Source organism: Aliivibrio thorii (assembly GCF_057368585.1).
On the sequence record NZ_CM170654.1, the window covers coordinates 2,785,804 to 2,804,286 of the forward strand.

Genomic DNA, 18,483 nt, shown 5'->3' on the forward strand with positions numbered 1-18,483 from the left:
TACAGATCACACTTTTAGTTGCAAGCATTGTTTGAAAAACAAACGAAAAAATTATATTTTCTTACAAGCAACAAAAAGGGAAGCCTAAGCTTCCCTTTTTTAGTCATGCGATTTATCGCAAAATCTTTAGCTATTAAGCGAAGATTTTAGCAACAACACCAGCACCAACTGTACGGCCACCTTCACGGATTGCGAAGCGTAGACCTTCGTCCATTGCGATTGGAGCGATTAGCTCAACCGTCATTTGAACGTTGTCACCAGGCATTACCATTTCAACACCTTCTGGAAGTGTGATATCGCCAGTTACATCCGTTGTACGGAAGTAGAACTGTGGACGGTAGCCTTTGAAGAAAGGAGTATGACGGCCGCCTTCATCTTTAGAAAGAACGTATACTTCTGACTCAAATTTAGTGTGTGGGTTGATTGAACCTTTAGCAGCAAGTACTTGGCCACGTTCAACGTCATCACGCTTAGTACCACGTAGAAGTGCACCAACGTTCTCACCTGCACGACCTTCGTCAAGCAGCTTACGGAACATTTCAACACCAGTACATGTAGAAACTGTTGTGTCTCTGATACCAATGATTTCTACTTCGTCACCTACACGTAGGATACCACGTTCGATACGACCAGTTACAACTGTACCACGACCTTGGATTGAGAATACATCTTCAATTGGTAGTAGGAACGGTTGGTCTACAGCACGCTCTGGTTCTGGGATGTAAGAGTCAAGTGCAGCTGCAAGCTCAACAATCTTGTCTTCCCACTCTTTTTCGCCGTTTAGTGCGCCAAGAGCTGAACCTTGAATTACTGGTAGATCATCACCTGGGAAGTCGTACTCAGAAAGAAGTTCACGAACTTCCATTTCAACTAGCTCTAGAAGCTCTTCATCATCAACCATGTCACATTTGTTCATGAATACGATGATGTAAGGAATACCAACTTGACGACCAAGTAGGATGTGCTCACGTGTTTGTGGCATTGGACCATCTGTTGCAGCAACAACTAGGATACCACCATCCATTTGAGCAGCACCTGTGATCATGTTTTTAACATAATCGGCGTGTCCAGGACAGTCAACGTGTGCGTAGTGACGTGCAGGAGTATCGTACTCAACGTGAGAAGTTGAGATTGTGATACCACGCTCGCGCTCTTCAGGAGCGTTATCGATTGATGCGAAATCTTTAGCAACACCACCGTACACTTTTGCAAGTGTAGTACAGATAGCAGCAGTTAGAGTTGTTTTACCGTGGTCAACGTGGCCGATAGTACCAACGTTTACGTGCGGTTTCGTACGTTCAAATTTTTCTTTAGACACGATCGTGTTCCTTCCTAGTTATGATTCGCCTTACCGAACAGTGATAAGGCGCGCCAGAATTTGCTATTTTATGCGTCAATTGCTCTTGACGCAAGGGTATTGAGTATTTTATCCGCGTTCAGCGATGATTCTGTCGGCAACATTCTTCGAAACTTCGCCATATTCGGAGAATTCCATAGAATAAGATGCTCGACCTTGAGTCGCAGAACGTAGAGATGTTGCATAACCAAACATTTCAGAAAGTGGAACTTGAGCACGGATTGTTTTTAATCCAGCGATGCCATCGTCCATACCTTCAATCATGCCGCGGCGACGGTTTAAATCACCAACAACATCACCCATCCAGTCTTCTGGAGTGGTTACTTCAACTTTCATCATTGGCTCAAGAATAACAGGTTGTGCTTCAAGCGCACCTTTCTTGAATGCCATTGAACCAGCGATCCTGAACGCCATTTCATTGGAGTCAACATCGTGGTATGAGCCATCAAACAGCGTCGCTTTAACGTCGAGTACAGGATAACCTGCTAACACGCCGTTATTCATTTGCTCTTCGATACCTTTTGCTACAGAGCTGATGTATTCACGAGGAACAGCACCACCTACGATTTCGTCAACAAAAACGAAACCTTCATCTGGTTGTGATGGTTCGATTTTTAGCCATACGTGACCGTATTGACCGCGACCACCAGATTGACGTACGAACTTACCTTCCACTTCCGCACTTCCGCGAATAGTTTCACGGTACGCTACTTGAGGCTTACCAACGTTACATTCAACGCTGAATTCACGCTTCATACGGTCAACGATAATATCTAAGTGTAGCTCACCCATGCCAGAAATCAGTGTTTGTCCTGATTCTTTATCCGTTTCTACACGGAAAGATGGATCTTCTGCCGCTAGTTTACCTAGTGCAATACCCATTTTTTCTTGGTCAGCGAGTGTTCTTGGTTCAACTGCAATCTGAATAACCGGTTCAGGAAATTCCATACGCTCAAGAATTACTTTTGCGTTTTGATCACACAGTGTATCACCCGTAGTTACGTCTTTTAGACCAATCGCCGCTGCGATATCACCAGCACGTATCTCTTTCACTTCTTCACGCTTGTTTGCATGAAGCTGAACAATACGGCCAAAACGTTCGCGCTTTTGTTTTACTGAGTTATAAACACCGTCACCAGTATTAACAACACCAGAGTAAACACGCATGAAAGTCAACGTACCTACAAATGGGTCGGTTGCAATTTTGAATGCTAACGCTGCAAATGGTTCGTTGTCGTCAGCATGACGCTCAACTTCATTTTCATTTTCATCAATGCCCTTAATTGCAGGAACATCAACTGGCGCAGGTAAGAATTCAATAACAGCATCAAGAACTGCTTGAACGCCCTTGTTTTTGAATGCCGAACCACAAGTTGCTAATACGATCTCGTTATTCAATGTACGAGTACGTAATGCACCTTTAATCTCTTCTTCTGACAGTTCTTCACCTTCAAGGTATTTGTCCATCAGTTCTTCAGAGGCTTCAGCTGCTTCTTCAACTAGGTTTTGACGCCATTCATCAGCAAGCTCTTGCATATCAGCTGGAATATCTTCATAAGTGAAGGTCATGCCTTGATCGGCTTCATTCCAGTTGATTGTTTTCATCTTGATAAGGTCAACAACACCTCTAAAATCTTCTTCTGCACCAATGTTTAATTGGATTGGAACAGGGTTAGCACCAAGACGATTTTTAATTTGCCCTACAACACGTAAGAAATCTGCTCCAGCACGGTCCATCTTATTTACGAATACAATACGAGGAACTCCGTATTTATTCGCTTGACGCCATACTGTTTCAGATTGAGGTTCTACACCCGATGAGCCACAGAACACAACAACCGCACCATCAAGTACACGCAAAGAACGCTCTACTTCGATAGTGAAGTCAACGTGTCCAGGAGTATCGATGATATTAATACGGTGATCGTCAAATTGGGCATCCATACCACGCCAGAAAGTCGTAGTTGCCGCAGAGGTAATAGTGATTCCACGCTCTTGCTCTTGCTCCATCCAATCCATGGTAGCTGCACCATCGTGAACTTCGCCGATTTTATGAGAAAGGCCAGTATAGAATAGAATACGCTCAGTAGTAGTAGTTTTACCTGCATCTACGTGAGCACAGATACCGATATTACGGTAGCGCTCAATAGGTGTATTTCGAGCCACGGTTGTATCCTCTTATCTTAGGGATTATTGCTATTTCCCAACGCAAATGCATTGAAATAGCGATAATGGCTAAGTGTTTTACTAAATGGGAAAGAAAGAAGTAAGGTGCAGCAAGGACTGCTGCACCTTCGGTATTACCAGCGGTAATGAGCGAATGCTTTGTTAGCATCAGCCATACGGTGAACGTCTTCACGTTTCTTAACCGCAGTACCTTTGTTCTCAGACGCGTCTAACATTTCGTTAGCAAGACGTTGAGCCATAGATTTTTCACCACGCTTACGCGCAGCTTCAACCATCCAACGCATAGCAAGTGCGTTACGGCGAACCGGACGTACTTCTACAGGAACTTGGTAAGTTGAACCACCCACACGGCGAGATTTAACTTCCACCGATGGACGAACATTTTCAAGAGCTTCTTCGAATACAGCTAAGTGATCTTTACCAGATTTCTCAGCCATTAATTCTAGTGCACCGTAAACGATTTTTTCAGCAGTTGATTTCTTACCGTCAACCATTACGATGTTTACAAATTTTGCCAACAGCTCAGATTTGAACTTAGGATCTGGAAGGATCTTACGTTGGCCTATTACGCGACGACGTGGCATGGAATATCTCCGTTGTTGTCTTCAGGTTATCCAAAACTTTTCAGTTTCTTCAAATTACAAATATTTAGTGTTTGGCCTTACTTAACGGATTCCATTAAGACTTAGGACGTTTCACACCGTACTTAGAACGACCTTTCTTACGATCGTTTACGCCTGCACAGTCAAGTGCACCACGAACAGTGTGGTAACGCACACCTGGTAAATCTTTAACACGACCACCACGGATAAGAACAACTGAGTGCTCCTGAAGGTTGTGACCTTCGCCGCCGATGTATGAAGTAACTTCAAAGCCGTTAGTTAAACGAACACGACATACTTTACGTAAAGCTGAGTTCGGTTTTTTTGGAGTAGTAGTATATACGCGAGTACATACACCACGTTTTTGTGGACACGCTTCTAGCGCAGGCACGTTGCTTTTAACAACTTGCTTTGCACGTGGCTTGCGTACCAACTGGTTAATAGTTGCCATTAAAATAGCTCCTGATTAGAGGTTCGAAAACTTTTGAAAAATCTATATCCCTATGAAAATAGGGACGCGAAATTCTAAGGCTGAACGTGATATGTGTCAAGAAATATACAGCACTATTAATAAACAATTTAAAAATAATTTATGTTTCTCGAACATAACACATGATTACCAAGTCACTACAGGTGAGTGGTCTTGGGTTAACGATACAAAGAAGTCATAACTAACCAGTTGAATTTTATCATCAATTAATGATTTAACGCCCCTAGCTTCTACATCTTCTTGCAATAAATAGCATTGCTTAAACGAAAGGATCAATGAATGATCTTTATGATCCAACATTCCCGCATAAATACTCTCCTGCGTTAATAAAAGCACGTCATGTGTGGTATTTATTGGCAACTCATTACAACAAAGCGCTTGAATGTTCTCTTTTTTCGTTAAAATATGCAGCATAACCTAAAACACCATTACTTGAGCACATTGTGATAATTTCTCATTAATCTCTTGATTTGTTATAACATCAACATCAATCAATAAATTTTTTTCTTTCAAGCCACGATTATGTAATGCGGTTTGGCATACATATAGCTCTTCAAGATCGCATAACGACAACATTTTAAATCCCGCAACATAATCACGTGACAATACAAGTTCTGGTTGCTGATTTTCTAATAATTGGAATACCCCATCCCCAATAAAGAAAATTTGAATATCTTCACTGTATGCAGAAGCCGCAAGAATAGCATCTAGCCCTTCCCTGCCCTTCGTCGTTGAGTGCGGTGAACTTTGAAACACAAATCCAATACGATTCATGACTTGCCTACTATACTAATACTCAAAAATTAAAATTGAATCACACGATCAAACTTCAGCAATGCCGTAGCTAGACCACCTAAACCAGCCTGTTGAAAGCCTTGCGATAGGTTATGCTGCTCTATCTTATGTTGTTCAGCTTCTTCTTGACCGATGACGCCACGACGTAATGCAGCCGCAACACAAGTCTCTAATTCTACATTGTGTTCTTGTGCCAATGCTTGCCATGCTTTCGTTATATCAAATTCATCATTAGCAGGTAAAATCAATGATGAAGCATTCAATACTCCATCCTGATAAAAAAAGACTTTTTCCAACTGGTGACCTTGCTTAATAAGCGATTGTGCAAACTGAAAAGCTTGCCTAGATGCTTGAGTTCCATAAGCAGGACCATTAACAACCACCCCATAGCATAAACTCACTTTTCACCATCCTCTGTTTTTCTCTGGCGAATATAGAGATACACCGTATGTTTAGAGATATTCAACTGATCAGCGACACGGTTAATTGCATCTTTAATGTCAAAAATACCTTTATCGTATAAATCCATTACAATCTGTTTATTCTTAGCATTATTACCGACTTCTTTATCTGCATTAATTTCATCAATGGTGCGTTTAACAGTTTGATCAACTAATTCATCAACATCACTGGCAAAGTTTACACTTGAAGCCGCTTCATTTGCTTCTTCACTTGGCATAAAAGAATGTAAAACTTGGGAAAACGGTGCATCTAAATTGATATTAATACATAACAAACCAATAATTCTTTCATCACCATTGCGAATAGCTACGGTGATCGATTTCATTAACACCCCGCCTTTAGCGCGAGTGAAATATGAACGTGAAAAATTACGCTTTGAACGCTGAATATCTTTCAACATTTGCAAAGCTAAATCGGTAATAGGAGAGCCAACTTTACGGCCAGTATTCTCACCATTAGCAATTCTAATCGCTGATTTATTGATATCTTCTAATGAGTGCAGAACAATTTCACAATAGCTACCAATTAAACTAGCAATACCATCAACAACAGCTTCATACGAGCGTAGAATATGATGATCAAACTCAGTAAATGGTACTACCTCAGATAAACTTTCTTCTGCGATATTCTCAATATTCATATACACCAACTTAATATCCATTTATCCAACGAGCAGAAAAAGCCTGTTGCTTAAAATAATTCCATCAAGTTTATCAGAATATTTGCATGAAAATAAAAAACCCCAGCCAGTGCCGGGGTTAATTCAGTGATCTAAAACAAAGTTTAGATTATTTAATCTCCGTAAAGATTATTTTGTTGGTTTTGCTGCGTCTTTAATCTCTAGCAACTCAACATCAAATACCAATGTAGAATTTGCAGGGATAGATTGATTACCTTGAGCGCCGTAACCTAGTTCTGCTGGGATAACAAACTTGTATTTAGAGCCAACATTCATTAGTTGAACACCTTCAGTCCAACCTGGAATTACTGCATTTAGAGGGAAAGTTGCTGGTTGGTTACGATCGTAAGAGCTATCAAACTTAGTACCGTCGATTAGTGTACCTGAGTAATGTACAACTACAGTATCTGTTGCTTTTGGTTTAGGGCCTTCAGCAGGAGTAATTACTTGGTATAAAAGACCTGATTCAGTCTTCATTACGCCGTCTTGTTTTTCAAACTCTGCACGGTAATCTGCACCAGCTTTGATGTTTGCTTCAGATTCAGCCGCTGCTTTCTTTTGTGCAATTTCAGCAACGCGTTGATCTAGCGCTTGTAGAGCACCTTGAATTTCTTCATCAGTTAGACGTTCTTTGCCGTTGAATACATCAGTAACACCTGCAAGTACATCAGCTTTCTTAAGGTCTAAGCCAAGTTCTGTTTGCTTCTCTAGGTTAGAGTTTAAGTATTTAGCTAATGATGCACCAATTGCATAACCTGCTTTTTCATCTTCAGATGCGAACGTTGATGCCGTTGTACCTTCTGCTGATGCTTCAATTTTTGCAGGTAATGTTGTTGCTTCTGTTTTTGGTGCTTCTTCTTTTTGACAACCAACAACGAATGCAACAGTTGCAGCAAGTAACGACACTTTAAAGATAGATTTCATTTCAAAACTCCGGTTATTTGAGGTCCTGCCTCAATTTCTTATTCAATTTTTAGATAAAGATGTGAAATACTGTTCATCACAATATACTAGTACTTATAGACACATTACAAACGAGTAGTTCAATTTGATGCGCGTTATCTCTCAATACACTGCAATTTTTTTCATTACGTTGACATTAGTGGGCTGTTTCTTTAATAACTCTGACGTTCAACGATGGGAAATGGCAACACAAGGCACTACCAGTTTCGCGTTAAGTCGTGATGCTCGCTTTGGGCTTTTCTTTGTTAAAGAAGGATCAAATGCTGCTAATACGAACAGTGAAATAAAAAGTGGATTGCATTTTTGGGATCTTGTCGATAATAAAGAATTGACCTATTTCGGAGCTCAAGATCAACACGATTCTACCGTTTCCCATATTACTATCTCTGACAACTCTCGCTTTGCCATTACAGCAACTCAAACTAATTTTGCAGTTTGGGATTTAGGGATGGGGATCTCCGAAGGTTTATGGTCTATCTCTGATGGCATCATTCGCGATGTTGATATTGCAAGTAATGGTCAACAAGTTTTGCTTGGTTTATCTAACGGCAAAGCCATTTATATTGATTTAGCCACAGGACGTAGGCTTGAATTTCTTGCCCATCGAGAAAAAGTAAATTCAGTGGCTTTATCAGCCAATGGGAAATTTGCCTTATCTGGTGGTAATGACCATTTTGCTTATTTTTGGGATACACAGACAGGACAAATATTACAAACCTTTGAGCATGAAAAACGCGTAAGTCGTATTGCACTACAACGAGATGGCAAATATGCACTCACTGCAGATGGTGGTAATGAAGCCTTTATTTGGAATTTAAAAACGGGCGATAAAATTACAGAGTTAAGTACCTTTGCTCGCCAACAAGTGTTCTCAAGTGCTCGCTTTAGTGATGATGGTCAATACCTTGTTACAGGCTCTCCCGCTGGCACGGTCATGCTATGGAATACTCTTTCAGGTAAGAAAAAAGAACAATGGCGTGCCGAACCATTAAAAGATGCACGTCCACCAACAGCGGTAGTGTATGATGTCGCCATTGATAAAAAACAACGAGTCGTTTCCGCTACCTCAGCCGGAATAGCTCAAGCTTGGTTGATAGAATAATGACGACAGATATAAAAAAACTAGAAGATAGAATCAGTGATTTAGAGTACAAAATAGCGTTCCAAGAGCAAACAATCGAAGAGTTAAACGATGCGTTATCTCAACAACAATTATTGATCACTAATATGCAAGTTCAAATGAAATTTATGGTTGGTAAAATGAAGACCATGGATTCATCGAATATGGCGGATGCGTCAGAAGAGACACCACCACCGCATTACTAAGAACAGACTTCAGAAAGAGCAGGACGCAACAAGTAGCTAAAGGACGCTACGCTTAAGACGGCTTCGCTTGAGAAGAGCATAGAGCTAAAAGTAATTGTTCAAATAACAGCGACAAAGATAGTTCTCCCCCTTTAACTCTATGATTATGAAATCGGAATAGTTAATACAAGGGGGAGCTAGAGGGGGTTGGTAATAAAAACGTTTGAGATATACAAAAATTAAACTCAATCACTAACAACCCCTCCTAACCTCCCCTTATATCAACATAATCAATCCCAATGATTTATCGCTCAAGGGGAGGAACTCATAAGAATTCTCTGTAATAACCCGATCACCCCTGAACCCTCTTAAACATCGAGTAGGGTGAGGCGTTACCGCCTCATCCCTCTCACAGAACCGTGCGTACGGACCTCGTACACGGCTCCTGCTTACTTATATTCGTATGTGAGCACTTTTCCGACACTTACCGTTTCAAGATTAAATAGTCCTAACTCGGTAAACCACTGATTTGGCATAGCATAGCTCGCTAGTGGACTCTTTGACGAGTTCCATACTCGCATGTTGATGTGCTTAAAAGGCGGTTTGTAGTTATGCTGCTTTAACCATCGATGAAGCCTTTCTGGCTTCTTCCATAGCCTTAACTGGATACTACGAAGTCGCCTTCTTATCCAACCTGCTAATGCTTTAAACTGCTTACTGGCATTGGCTATCCGAAAGTATTGGCTAAAACCACGCAACAGGGGATTTAGCTCTTTGATTACCTGCAATAGTGGCTTACCGCCATTTCTTCGGGTTAAATCTCGAACTTTATTTTTGAAGGCGGTTAATTTCTTAGGTTGAATTTGAGTATATCTACTCTTTATTTCTACTCCTAAGAACTTAATACCCTCATCACTGTGTGCTATGTGGCTTTTCTCTTTGTTGAGCTCCAACTTGAGTTCACCCTCTAGGATCTTTTCCGCCGTGGCATAAGCATTTTCCGCTGCCTTTTTCGTGCAGCATAGGATTAAAATATCATCCGCATAGCGCACTATGCGATGATTTCTCGCCATCATTTGCTGATCGAATCTATCGAGATAGATATTAGCAATAAGGGGACTAATTACGCCACCTTGCGGACTGCCTATCGTCGTCGGCTCATATGTCCCATTTATCATTACCCCACTTTCGAGAAACTGCCTGATGAGTTTTAGGAGACTTCCATCTGTTACTCGTCTCTTTATGCTGTCAATTATCAAGTCATAATCGAGCATGTCGAAGCATTTCGATAAATCCATATCAACGACATATTGTCGTTGATATTGTCAGATAAACATTGATGCTTTATTGATTGCATGGTGGCAACTTCGCCCTTTTCTGTATCCGTAACTTGACGGATGAAAGTTGGGATCAAAAATTGGGTCAAGCACGTCGACGACAGCTTGTTGAACAATGCGATCTCGAACCGTTGGAACACCCAACAAACGCACTCCACCATCATCTTTAGGTATTTCTACCCGTTTGACCGCTTTGGGTTGATACGTCTTGAGTGTTAACTCTTGATAAAGAGCGGTTAAATTTTCTACTAAATTTTGCTCAAAGTCACTCAGGCTCTGCCCATCTATTCCGGCCGCACCTTTTGCTCTTTTCACTTGTTTAAAAGCATTATACAACCCTCTTAAATTGAGCAAACGGCCATATACGCTGTAGAATTTTCTCATCGTTTCTCTATCAATTAAGTGCGCTATTATTTCGTATTTTCTTGTCTGTATGGTGAGTGTGTTTCATCACAGATTTGAGACGTTCTAGCCAGTTGGCAATCTACCTCAAGGTCTGTGATTACTCCTCTGTACGGCTCTTGGTATCAGTCCACTTATTCCTAAGTAACCAAATCCAGGTGTCCTATTTCGTCAAATAGCTTGTGTACCCATATAACATCGCTAATATTCCGTAATAGTCTTTAAGTAAGCTTCCCCCCTTCGCAATCAATTGCACTTTTGGTAGCAATAGACTCTATCAGACATGCTGCTGATAGTCGGCTTGGTTTTGTCCTCCACACCATCACTGGCTTTCACAGGCCTAGCCTTACTCACTACTACGGGTTCATCTGCCACCTCACATCGGCATTAGATCTTGAGTTTCTTCTTGAATCTAAGCCACTTACTGACAATTAAGTTTAGATGCCAGGCTTCCCCAGTTATTGCACTGACTCCCTGTTAGATATGCCACCCTCAAGCACAGAATTGGTCTGACTAAGTATTGGGCTTCGCGCTATTTTGGACGCTTACCCACCAATCCCGCCGAAACAGGTTACGGTTAGTTGTGTACATCTAACTTCCTATGGCTTCCTTCAGACCCCACCGTTGGCCAGTGACGCCCTTGCCATTCAGATTGTCTTCCCCTTAGTCGGGGTGACTCTGCTATCTTGCAAGCAGACGGGTTTGCCAGCTTTGCTGGGCAAACAAAAAAGACCACAGGTTCAACACCTGTGGTCTTCTCAATTCTTAAGGACGAAGTCCGCCCTTTAGCGAAGCGTCTTCGTTCCTGCTCTTAAGAGATTACTTAGAACAGTTGCCGCTACCACAACATTCGTGATCTTCTTTGTGATCGTGAGAATGACCTTCGCCACCACAACAACCACCTTCGTGATCATGGTCGTGTCCGTGATCGTGACCACAACCACCTTCTTGGTGAATATGACCGTGTGCAGCTTCTTCTTCAGTTGCTTCACGTAGCGCTACAACTTCAACTTCAAAACCTAGCGTTTGACCAGCAAGCATGTGGTTACCATCAACAACAACTTCGTCGCCGTCAACTTCAGTCACTTCTACAGGGATTGGACCTTGGTCTGTATCAGCAAGGAAACGCATGCCAACTTCGATTTGCTCAACGCCTTGGAATACGTCAGCAGGAACACGTTGAACCATCTCATCCATGTGCTCGCCGTATGCTTCTTCAGGAGTAACAGTGATGCTGAATTTATCGCCTGCAACTTTACCTTCAAGTGCTTTCTCAAGACCAACAATTAGGTTGTTGTGACCATGTAGATAATCAAGAGGAGCCTCAACTGTTGATTGATCAACAACTACGCCTTCTTCAGTTTTTACTTGGTAAGCAAGACTTACAACAACGTTCTTTTCAATTTTCATTTTAACTCCGGATGCACTTGGCATTAGTGGATGGTATTCAGTGTTGCGACATAATACTATTCAGGCTTAAAAACGCCAATAACATCATCTTGCGCATGTTTGGTTTTTTCTATCGATTTTGGTGTTTTTCGGTCAGTATGACCACACTCCACACATTCGACATGTTCAATATTACTTTCCTCCCACCAACGTAGCGTATCCGTAGTGCTACATGATGGGCAAACCGCACCTGCAATAAATCGTTTTTTCACGGTTATTATCCTTGTGCTAATTCACTCTTTATAATATCAGTCCCAATCGTTCTGATTTGATCGTTCGCTTTCCATCTCTAAACCAAAAATCTCTTCTAACTCTATTCGAGCCGCTTTCGCCTTAGAAGCCAGAACCTTGTCATCTGAATGCAATGGTAACAATTCTTTTAGCATAGCAACATCTAACTTTTTAAAATGCGATTCTGCGCGTTTGGCCTGATAAGGATGCATACCCAAAGATGTGAGGGTTTGTCGGCCTAAATCAAGGGCACCATAAAAAGTTTCTCGTGAAAAGTGATCTACCCCTTCATTTAGTAACTCATACGCTTCAACTCTGCTTCTTGCCCTTGCTAGAATTTTTAGATGCGGAAAGTGCTGTTTACATAAGGCAACAACATCCATCACTTTTTGAGGGTCAGTCTTACAAACCACGATCGCCTCTGCTTTCTCAGCTCCTGCAGCTCGTAATAACTCAACTTGGGTTGCATCACCGTAATACACTTTATACCCGAACTTTCTCAACAAACGAATTTGACTTGGATCGCCCTCTAGAATCGTTAGCTTAATTTTATTAGCAAACAGTAAACGCCCGACAATTTGTCCAAAACGACCAAAGCCCGCAATGATAACTTGTGGCTGAGTTGCATGAGTAAAATCAGATTGCGGCATCTCTTCTTCACCGTTTAAGGTTCGACCAAACCACCAATCTTGAGCAATAAGAAGTAAAGGCGTAGTCATCATCGATAAGCTCACTACAACTAATAAGAAAGCCGTAAGCTCTCGACTTAATAACCCTTCCATTTGCGCAGCAGTAAATAACACAAATGCAAACTCACCACCTTGGCTCAATATCATTGCCATCTGGCTACGTGCTTTTGCTCTGGTTCCAAACAAACGCGCCAAGCCATAAAGTAGAAAACCTTTTGATGTCACCAATAAAGCAACTGCCACTAATATCTCTAATGGATATTGCAACAATAACCCTAAATTAACCGACATCCCTACGGCAATAAAAAATAATCCAAGCAATAAACCTTTAAAGGGTTCAATCGCCACTTCTAACTCATGACGAAATTCACTCTCAGCAAGTAAAACACCCGCAAGAAATGCCCCAAGCGCCATTGATAATCCCAACTGTTTCATCGCAGCAGAAACACCAATAACCAAAAGCAGAGCCGCTACCGTAAACAACTCACGGGCCCCACTCTTCACAACATAACTAAATAACGGTCGTAATAAAAAATGACCAAGAGTGAAAATACCTATCACACCAACCAAAATCCATAAACCGTCTAGCCAATTACCACTCGCACCACCAGCAAGCACTGGTAATATCGCAAGCATTGGGATCACTGCGATATCTTGAAATAACAACACCGCAAAACCAGACTGACCACTTTCATAAGCCGATAGTTTACGCTCTTCAATCACTCGCAAAGCAATCGCGGTTGATGACAAGGCAAGCCCCATTCCAATCACGACACTTGCTTGCCATTCTAAACCATAAAGCATCATTGCAGCAGTGATGATGCAGGAGGTCACCACCACTTGACTACCACCCAAGCCAACAATCGGTTTTCTCATCTTCCATAATTTATTTGGGTTTAACTCTAAGCCAATTAAAAAGAGTAACAACACCACCCCAAACTCGGAAAAATGCAAAATCGCATCCACATCAGAGATTAATTTCAATCCCCATGGACCAATCGCAATCCCTGCCAATAAGTAACCAAGCACTGCGCCTAAACCAAATCGTTGCGCCAAAGGAACAGTGACAACCGCAGCAGCTAAAAATATTGAACTAGTATGTAACCAATCTCCCGCCATTAGCTTTCTCCTTTAGGATTTGATAACCATTGTTTGTACTCATCAATAAACTTCTGGCGCTTTTCTATACTAATTTTACGAGCCCAATATTGAACGGATGGCGTTAACCACTCCATCTGGCATAACGCCGCGGTGATCTTAAAAGGTATTAAAATATCATCCATTGAATGTTGGTTATAACCTGTTTCAGAGAAAGCCTCTTCAATACCACCCGCAGTGATTACACTGCGCCATTGCTTACCTTTTAGAGCATTACCCTCACCATAGGCAAATCCCTTCCCAAGCACGCAATCCATCCACTCTTTTAACAAAGAAGGACACGAGTAAAGATAAAGTGGATGTTGAAATATAATAATGTCATGCTGAGCAAGTAATTCATGCTCATAAATAACATCAATGAAAAATTCAGGATAATGAGCATAAAGATCATGCACAGTGACATGTGATAAATCTTGATACGCAGATAAGATCGCCTTATTGGCAACCGAGTGTTCAGGATCAGGATGAGCGAGGATCACTAATATTCTAGGCAACTGAGTCATAAATTCCTTTCTAGACTTCACTTCTTATTATTTTAAATGGGACTTCTACTCCATCATACAGACTATTTCTATATCGACAATCTTCGCTCTTACGCCTACTATGCTTACCGTATTCACCATTTTGCCAACAAGAGAAGCACACCACAGCATGATTACGTTTTCAGACATTCAATTACTTCGTGGCGGTAAGCCATTATTAGAACAAGCCTCTGCCACCATTCATCCCGGTGACAAAGTCGGTTTAGTCGGAAAAAATGGCTGTGGTAAATCCACTCTTTTTGCCCTAATTAAAGGCGAACTAAGCGTTGATGCAGGTTCAAATCGTGTTCCTCAAAACTGGGAAATGGCATGGGTAGCGCAAGAAACTCCCGCGTTAGAACGCAAAGCGATTGATTATGTTATCGATGGTGATCGGGAATTTCGTGGTTTAGAGGAACAGTTACTCAAAGCTGAAGAAGCAGATAACGGCACATTAGTTGCTGAGCTTCACAGTAAAATAGACATTGCTGGTGGTTATACGATTAACTCACGTGCAGCTGAATTACTGAACGGTTTAGGTTTCTCCCAACAACAAATGGACTGGAACTTAACTCAGTTCTCTGGTGGTTGGCGTATGCGTTTAAACTTAGCTCAAGCCCTGATTTGTCGCTCCGATTTGTTGCTACTCGATGAACCAACCAACCACTTAGATTTAGATGCGGTAATGTGGCTAGAGCGTTGGCTACAAAACTACCCTGGCACCTTAATGCTAATTTCTCATGACCGTGATTTTCTTGATCCTGTTATTAACCGTATTATTCATGTTGAGAACCAACAATTAAACGAATACACAGGTAACTACTCGTCATTTGAAGTGCAACGTGCTGAGAAACTGATACTGCAACAAGCGAAATATCAGAAGCAACAAAAGAACATGTCACACATGCAGTCATACATAGACCGCTTCCGTTATAAAGCATCAAAAGCGCGCCAAGCGCAAAGCCGTATTAAAGCGTTAGAGAAGATGGAAAAAGTGCTACCAGCACAGTTAGATAACCCATTCAGCTTTAACTTTAGAGAGCCAGATGCACTACCAAACCCAATTCTAATGATGGACGAAGTGAGTGCCGGCTATGAAAACAACACCATTCTAGAACAAATTCGTTTAAACCTTGTTCCGGGTAGCCGTATTGGTCTACTGGGTCGAAATGGTGCCGGTAAATCAACACTAATTAAATTACTCTCTGGAGAGTTAGCTCCACAAAGTGGCGTATTTAGCTATTCTCAAGGTGTAAAAATTGGCTACTTTGCACAGCATCAATTAGAAACTCTACACGTAGAAGAGACACCACTACAGCACCTAATGCAGATTGCCCCAAATCATACAGAGCAACAACTGCGTGATTACTTAGGCAGCTTTGGTTTTCAAGGTGAAAAAGCGCTCGATAAAATTGGGCCTTTCTCTGGTGGCGAAAAAGCACGTTTAGTATTAGCACTTGTTGTATGGCAAAAACCCAACATGTTGCTACTCGATGAACCAACCAACCACCTTGACTTGGATATGCGCCAAGCCTTAACCATGGCTTTGCAAACTTTCGAAGGTGCAATGGTTATCGTCAGTCACGATAGATACCTACTGCGAGCGACTACTGATGATCTGTACTTAGTTCATGATCGCCAAGTGGTTCCTTTTGATGGTGATTTAACGGATTACTACAAATGGCTTACCGAACAAAATAAATCAGAACGTAAAGAGCAGCTTCAACAAGATAAGCAAGACAGCCCAAGCACTTCAACAAGCTTAAGTGCCGCAGACAAAAAAGAGCAGAAACGTAAAGAAGCAGAGTTCAGAAAACAGATAGCGCCACTTCGTAAAGAAGTAACTAAACTTGAAAAGAAAATGGACAAACTCAACGAAGCATTAAGCCAATCTGAAGAAGAACTTGGCGATGTGTCTTTATATGAAGCTGAAAACAAAAAACGTTTAACCGAAGTGTTGGCCATTCAAGCATCAGCAAAGTCAGAGCTTGAAGAAGTAGAGATGGAATGGATGGATCTTCAAGAACAAATTGAAGAAAAAGAGAATGCCTCTCAACAGTAACCTCCCTATCAATAAACAACAAAAGGCTTTGCTTACCGGCGAAGCCTTTTGGACCTTCTCGTTATCTCATTATAAAAAACAAGGCGTACAATCCGCCGCTCTCGCCTTACAAGATAAGCATAAAGGCAATGTAAATCTTGCCCTACTTTTGATCTGGCTTGATTCTCTCAATATTCAATTTCCATCATTACACATTACACTTCTTGAAAGCTCACTCAATATAACAGATGCCTTACTTACCTCTTATCGAGCATTAAGAAAAAAAATTAAACAAACGGGTGTTATTGAACTTTATCAGCAAGCTCTACAATTTGAATTACAGCTAGAAAAACAGCAACAAACTGATCTTATTGAAACAGTTCTACGTATTGAGTTGAAGCGAGCAAACCAGCAGAACAGCTTACTACACATTTATTGTTGCTCACTTAATGCCGAATCATTATACCTTTCTCTACAAGCCAAAAAAGGAGCCTAATTCATGATGGACTCATTTACTCCTGCCTCAGGATTATCCAACGCACACATCCAAACTTTATTGCCACGTTTACTGCGTAGAAATCCTTTGTTTAATGCATATTGGCAACGTTTAGAGTTACCTGATGGTGATTTTGTCGATTTAGCGTGGAGTGAAAACCCAAATAAAGCCGGAGATAAACCCATCTTCATTTTATTTCATGGGTTAGAAGGCAGCTTTGAGAGTCCATACGCGAATGGATTATTAGCCGCCGCTAAAGAACAAGGTTGGCTTGGCGTAATGATGCATTTTAGAGGATGTAGTGACGTACCTAACCGTTTAGCTAGAGCTTATCACTCAGGTGAAACCGAAGACGCTCGCTTCTTTATTCAAATGCTAGATAAACGTTTTCCAAACCGAATAAAAGTCGCCACAGGGATATCTCTTGGCGGCAATATGTTGGTAAATTATCTTGCTAAATACAGCGCCAAAACATTATTGAATGCAGCCACCGTGATTTCTGCACCACTAGACTTAGCCGCCTGCTCAGAACGCATTCAACACGGTTTTTCTCGTGTTTATCAAACCTATTTATTACGCTCATTAAAAGCCAGTAGTATTAGAAAAATAAACGGAAATAGACAAGCAATTGTAGGCTTAGATAAAGCCATGATAGCTGCAATTCCAGACCTACTACAATTCGATAATTTACTCACAGCTCCTATGCACGGTTACGAAAATGCACAAGACTATTATCAGCAATGCAGTGGTTTACAGTTTTTAGAGCATATCGATATACCAACACGGATCATTCACGCAAAAGACGATCCTTTCATGACAAAAGCAGTGATACCTACTCAAGCTCTGCCTAACTGTGTACACTATCAACTAACAGAACATGGCGGCCATGTTGGCTTTATTAATGGCTCGTTCAGCAAACCAACATTTTGGTTAGAAAATAGCGTAAACCACTGGTTTCAAAAAATTCTCTAGCCTTAGTAATTAATAAAATGGATGAGTAAGAAGTATGATCATTCCTTGGCAAGATATCGCACCAGAAACTTTAGAAAATTTGATTTCAGAATTTGTTCTTCGTGAAGGCACCGATTACGGTGAAATGGAATGCAACCATCAAGATAAGATAGAGCAAATAACCCTGTTATTAAAAAATGGTGAAGCGATGGTCGTTTTCTCTGAACTACACGAAACCGTAGATATTCAAACCAAAGCCCGCTTTAACCCTAACCTCAGCAATCATAAGTTTGAATAATCATTTTCAATCAATCACAAATTTTAAACGATAACGTATCATTTAAATCAACCCTGTTATAACATCTTCA

Annotated in this window: 20 protein-coding genes and 1 pseudogene; 6 read left to right on the plus strand and 15 right to left on the minus strand. The window is 41.2% G+C overall.

The genetic code is table 11. From position 1 onward, the window contains the following. Nucleotides 1-133 precede the first annotated feature (133 nt). The 9 genes from tuf to fkpA all read right to left on the minus strand — a co-directional run bounded on the left by tuf (nucleotide 134) and on the right by fkpA (nucleotide 7,496). On the minus strand, nucleotides 134-1,318 hold the full coding sequence (gene tuf, locus AC2IP4_RS12825) for an elongation factor Tu (protein WP_375321364.1): 1,185 nt from the start codon (nucleotides 1,316-1,318) through the stop codon (nucleotides 134-136). Nucleotides 1,319-1,426: 108 nt separating this feature from the next. After that, nucleotides 1,427-3,523, minus strand: a complete 2,097-nt coding sequence (fusA, locus tag AC2IP4_RS12830; protein ID WP_105056811.1) for an elongation factor G — start codon at nucleotides 3,521-3,523, stop codon at nucleotides 1,427-1,429. A gap of 134 nt (nucleotides 3,524-3,657) precedes the next feature. Continuing rightward, on the minus strand, nucleotides 3,658-4,128 hold the full coding sequence (gene rpsG, locus AC2IP4_RS12835) for a 30S ribosomal protein S7 (RefSeq protein ID WP_060993284.1): 471 nt from the start codon (nucleotides 4,126-4,128) through the stop codon (nucleotides 3,658-3,660). Nucleotides 4,129-4,222: 94 nt separating this feature from the next. Then, nucleotides 4,223-4,597: a 30S ribosomal protein S12 gene (rpsL, locus tag AC2IP4_RS12840; RefSeq protein ID WP_005417208.1), complete on the minus strand. Its 375-nt coding sequence runs from the start codon at nucleotides 4,595-4,597 to the stop codon at nucleotides 4,223-4,225. A gap of 165 nt (nucleotides 4,598-4,762) precedes the next feature. Beyond that, a complete protein-coding gene (gene tusB, locus AC2IP4_RS12845) occupies nucleotides 4,763-5,050 on the minus strand; it encodes a sulfurtransferase complex subunit TusB (protein WP_105056809.1) in 288 nt (95 codons plus the stop codon). A gap of 3 nt (nucleotides 5,051-5,053) precedes the next feature. After that, nucleotides 5,054-5,410 carry a sulfurtransferase complex subunit TusC gene (gene tusC / locus AC2IP4_RS12850; protein ID WP_105056808.1) on the minus strand — a complete coding sequence of 119 codons (357 nt, stop codon included), beginning with the start codon at nucleotides 5,408-5,410 and terminating at the stop codon, nucleotides 5,054-5,056. A gap of 29 nt (nucleotides 5,411-5,439) precedes the next feature. Next, complete coding sequence (gene tusD / locus AC2IP4_RS12855; RefSeq protein ID WP_375321627.1) at nucleotides 5,440-5,832, minus strand: sulfurtransferase complex subunit TusD; 393 nt, start codon at nucleotides 5,830-5,832, stop codon at nucleotides 5,440-5,442. Continuing rightward, nucleotides 5,829-6,533: a helix-turn-helix transcriptional regulator gene (locus tag AC2IP4_RS12860; protein WP_060993508.1), complete on the minus strand. Its 705-nt coding sequence runs from the start codon at nucleotides 6,531-6,533 to the stop codon at nucleotides 5,829-5,831. Before AC2IP4_RS12860 ends, tusD begins: the two co-directional genes overlap by 4 nt. A gap of 168 nt (nucleotides 6,534-6,701) precedes the next feature. Then, a complete protein-coding gene (gene fkpA, locus AC2IP4_RS12865; protein ID WP_105056806.1) occupies nucleotides 6,702-7,496 on the minus strand; it encodes an FKBP-type peptidyl-prolyl cis-trans isomerase in 795 nt (264 codons plus the stop codon). Nucleotides 7,497-7,623: 127 nt separating this feature from the next. Between fkpA and AC2IP4_RS12870 the strand changes: the two genes are divergently transcribed. Then, the gene (locus AC2IP4_RS12870) at nucleotides 7,624-8,637 is read left to right on the plus strand and encodes a WD40 repeat domain-containing protein (protein ID WP_375321625.1); all 1,014 of its coding nucleotides are present in this window, start codon (nucleotides 7,624-7,626) and stop codon (nucleotides 8,635-8,637) included. Then, entirely contained in the window at nucleotides 8,637-8,861 is a 225-nt protein-coding gene (locus AC2IP4_RS12875) for a SlyX family protein (protein WP_375321624.1), read from the plus strand. The genes AC2IP4_RS12870 and AC2IP4_RS12875 overlap by 1 nt, the downstream gene beginning before the upstream one ends. Before the next feature lie 428 nt (nucleotides 8,862-9,289). Here the strand turns inward: AC2IP4_RS12875 and AC2IP4_RS12880 are convergent, their stop codons facing one another. From AC2IP4_RS12880 to kefG, 6 genes and pseudogenes are all read right to left on the minus strand, one after another. Next, on the minus strand, nucleotides 9,290-9,793 hold the full coding sequence (locus AC2IP4_RS12880) for a group II intron maturase-specific domain-containing protein (RefSeq protein ID WP_486310766.1): 504 nt from the start codon (nucleotides 9,791-9,793) through the stop codon (nucleotides 9,290-9,292). Next, nucleotides 9,782-10,561, minus strand: a pseudogene (gene ltrA, locus AC2IP4_RS12885) (group II intron reverse transcriptase/maturase); the annotation flags it as partial. The gene AC2IP4_RS12880 and the pseudogene ltrA, both read right to left, overlap by 12 nt. An 837-nt stretch (nucleotides 10,562-11,398) precedes the next feature. Further along, nucleotides 11,399-11,989 carry a peptidylprolyl isomerase gene (gene slyD, locus AC2IP4_RS12890; protein WP_375321622.1) on the minus strand — a complete coding sequence of 197 codons (591 nt, stop codon included), beginning with the start codon at nucleotides 11,987-11,989 and terminating at the stop codon, nucleotides 11,399-11,401. A gap of 56 nt (nucleotides 11,990-12,045) precedes the next feature. Beyond that, nucleotides 12,046-12,246 carry a YheV family putative zinc ribbon protein gene (locus tag AC2IP4_RS12895; RefSeq protein WP_174213438.1) on the minus strand — a complete coding sequence of 67 codons (201 nt, stop codon included), beginning with the start codon at nucleotides 12,244-12,246 and terminating at the stop codon, nucleotides 12,046-12,048. A gap of 30 nt (nucleotides 12,247-12,276) precedes the next feature. Next, entirely contained in the window at nucleotides 12,277-14,067 is a 1,791-nt protein-coding gene (gene kefB / locus AC2IP4_RS12900) for a glutathione-regulated potassium-efflux system protein KefB (RefSeq protein WP_486306944.1), read from the minus strand. After that, nucleotides 14,067-14,609, minus strand: a complete 543-nt coding sequence (gene kefG / locus AC2IP4_RS12905; protein WP_375321620.1) for a glutathione-regulated potassium-efflux system ancillary protein KefG — start codon at nucleotides 14,607-14,609, stop codon at nucleotides 14,067-14,069. Before kefG ends, kefB begins: the two co-directional genes overlap by 1 nt. A 148-nt stretch (nucleotides 14,610-14,757) precedes the next feature. Between kefG and AC2IP4_RS12910 the strand changes: the two genes are divergently transcribed. Genes AC2IP4_RS12910 through AC2IP4_RS12925 form a run of 4 tightly spaced genes read left to right on the plus strand, consistent with a single transcriptional unit; the run spans nucleotide 14,758 to nucleotide 18,413 of the window. Beyond that, complete coding sequence (locus AC2IP4_RS12910; protein WP_486310346.1) at nucleotides 14,758-16,689, plus strand: ABC transporter ATP-binding protein; 1,932 nt, start codon at nucleotides 14,758-14,760, stop codon at nucleotides 16,687-16,689. Further along, nucleotides 16,673-17,164: a TIGR02444 family protein gene (locus AC2IP4_RS12915; protein ID WP_486310347.1), complete on the plus strand. Its 492-nt coding sequence runs from the start codon at nucleotides 16,673-16,675 to the stop codon at nucleotides 17,162-17,164. Before AC2IP4_RS12910 ends, AC2IP4_RS12915 begins: the two co-directional genes overlap by 17 nt. Nucleotides 17,165-17,167: 3 nt before the next feature. Beyond that, on the plus strand, nucleotides 17,168-18,136 hold the full coding sequence (locus tag AC2IP4_RS12920) for a hydrolase (RefSeq protein WP_375321617.1): 969 nt from the start codon (nucleotides 17,168-17,170) through the stop codon (nucleotides 18,134-18,136). A gap of 34 nt (nucleotides 18,137-18,170) precedes the next feature. Next, nucleotides 18,171-18,413, plus strand: a complete 243-nt coding sequence (locus tag AC2IP4_RS12925) for a YheU family protein (RefSeq protein WP_375321616.1) — start codon at nucleotides 18,171-18,173, stop codon at nucleotides 18,411-18,413. Nucleotides 18,414-18,483: the final 70 nt, after the last annotated feature.

Coding starts and splice junctions, on each gene's coding strand:
- rpsG (WP_060993284.1), bottom strand. CDS start 4,128: ATGCCACGTCGTCGCGTAATAGGCCAACGTAAGATCCTTCCAGATCCT.
- rpsL (WP_005417208.1), bottom strand. CDS start 4,597: ATGGCAACTATTAACCAGTTGGTACGCAAGCCACGTGCAAAGCAAGTT.
- tusB (WP_105056809.1), bottom strand. CDS start 5,050: ATGCTGCATATTTTAACGAAAAAAGAGAACATTCAAGCGCTTTGTTGT.
- tusC (WP_105056808.1), bottom strand. CDS start 5,410: ATGAATCGTATTGGATTTGTGTTTCAAAGTTCACCGCACTCAACGACG.
- AC2IP4_RS12860 (WP_060993508.1), bottom strand. CDS start 6,533: ATGAATATTGAGAATATCGCAGAAGAAAGTTTATCTGAGGTAGTACCA.
- fkpA (WP_105056806.1), bottom strand. CDS start 7,496: ATGAAATCTATCTTTAAAGTGTCGTTACTTGCTGCAACTGTTGCATTC.
- AC2IP4_RS12870 (WP_375321625.1), top strand. CDS start 7,624: ATGCGCGTTATCTCTCAATACACTGCAATTTTTTTCATTACGTTGACA.
- AC2IP4_RS12875 (WP_375321624.1), top strand. CDS start 8,637: ATGACGACAGATATAAAAAAACTAGAAGATAGAATCAGTGATTTAGAG.
- slyD (WP_375321622.1), bottom strand. CDS start 11,989: ATGAAAATTGAAAAGAACGTTGTTGTAAGTCTTGCTTACCAAGTAAAA.
- kefB (WP_486306944.1), bottom strand. CDS start 14,067: ATGGCGGGAGATTGGTTACATACTAGTTCAATATTTTTAGCTGCTGCG.
- kefG (WP_375321620.1), bottom strand. CDS start 14,609: ATGACTCAGTTGCCTAGAATATTAGTGATCCTCGCTCATCCTGATCCT.
- AC2IP4_RS12910 (WP_486310346.1), top strand. CDS start 14,758: ATGATTACGTTTTCAGACATTCAATTACTTCGTGGCGGTAAGCCATTA.
- AC2IP4_RS12915 (WP_486310347.1), top strand. CDS start 16,673: ATGCCTCTCAACAGTAACCTCCCTATCAATAAACAACAAAAGGCTTTG.
- AC2IP4_RS12920 (WP_375321617.1), top strand. CDS start 17,168: ATGATGGACTCATTTACTCCTGCCTCAGGATTATCCAACGCACACATC.
- AC2IP4_RS12925 (WP_375321616.1), top strand. CDS start 18,171: ATGATCATTCCTTGGCAAGATATCGCACCAGAAACTTTAGAAAATTTG.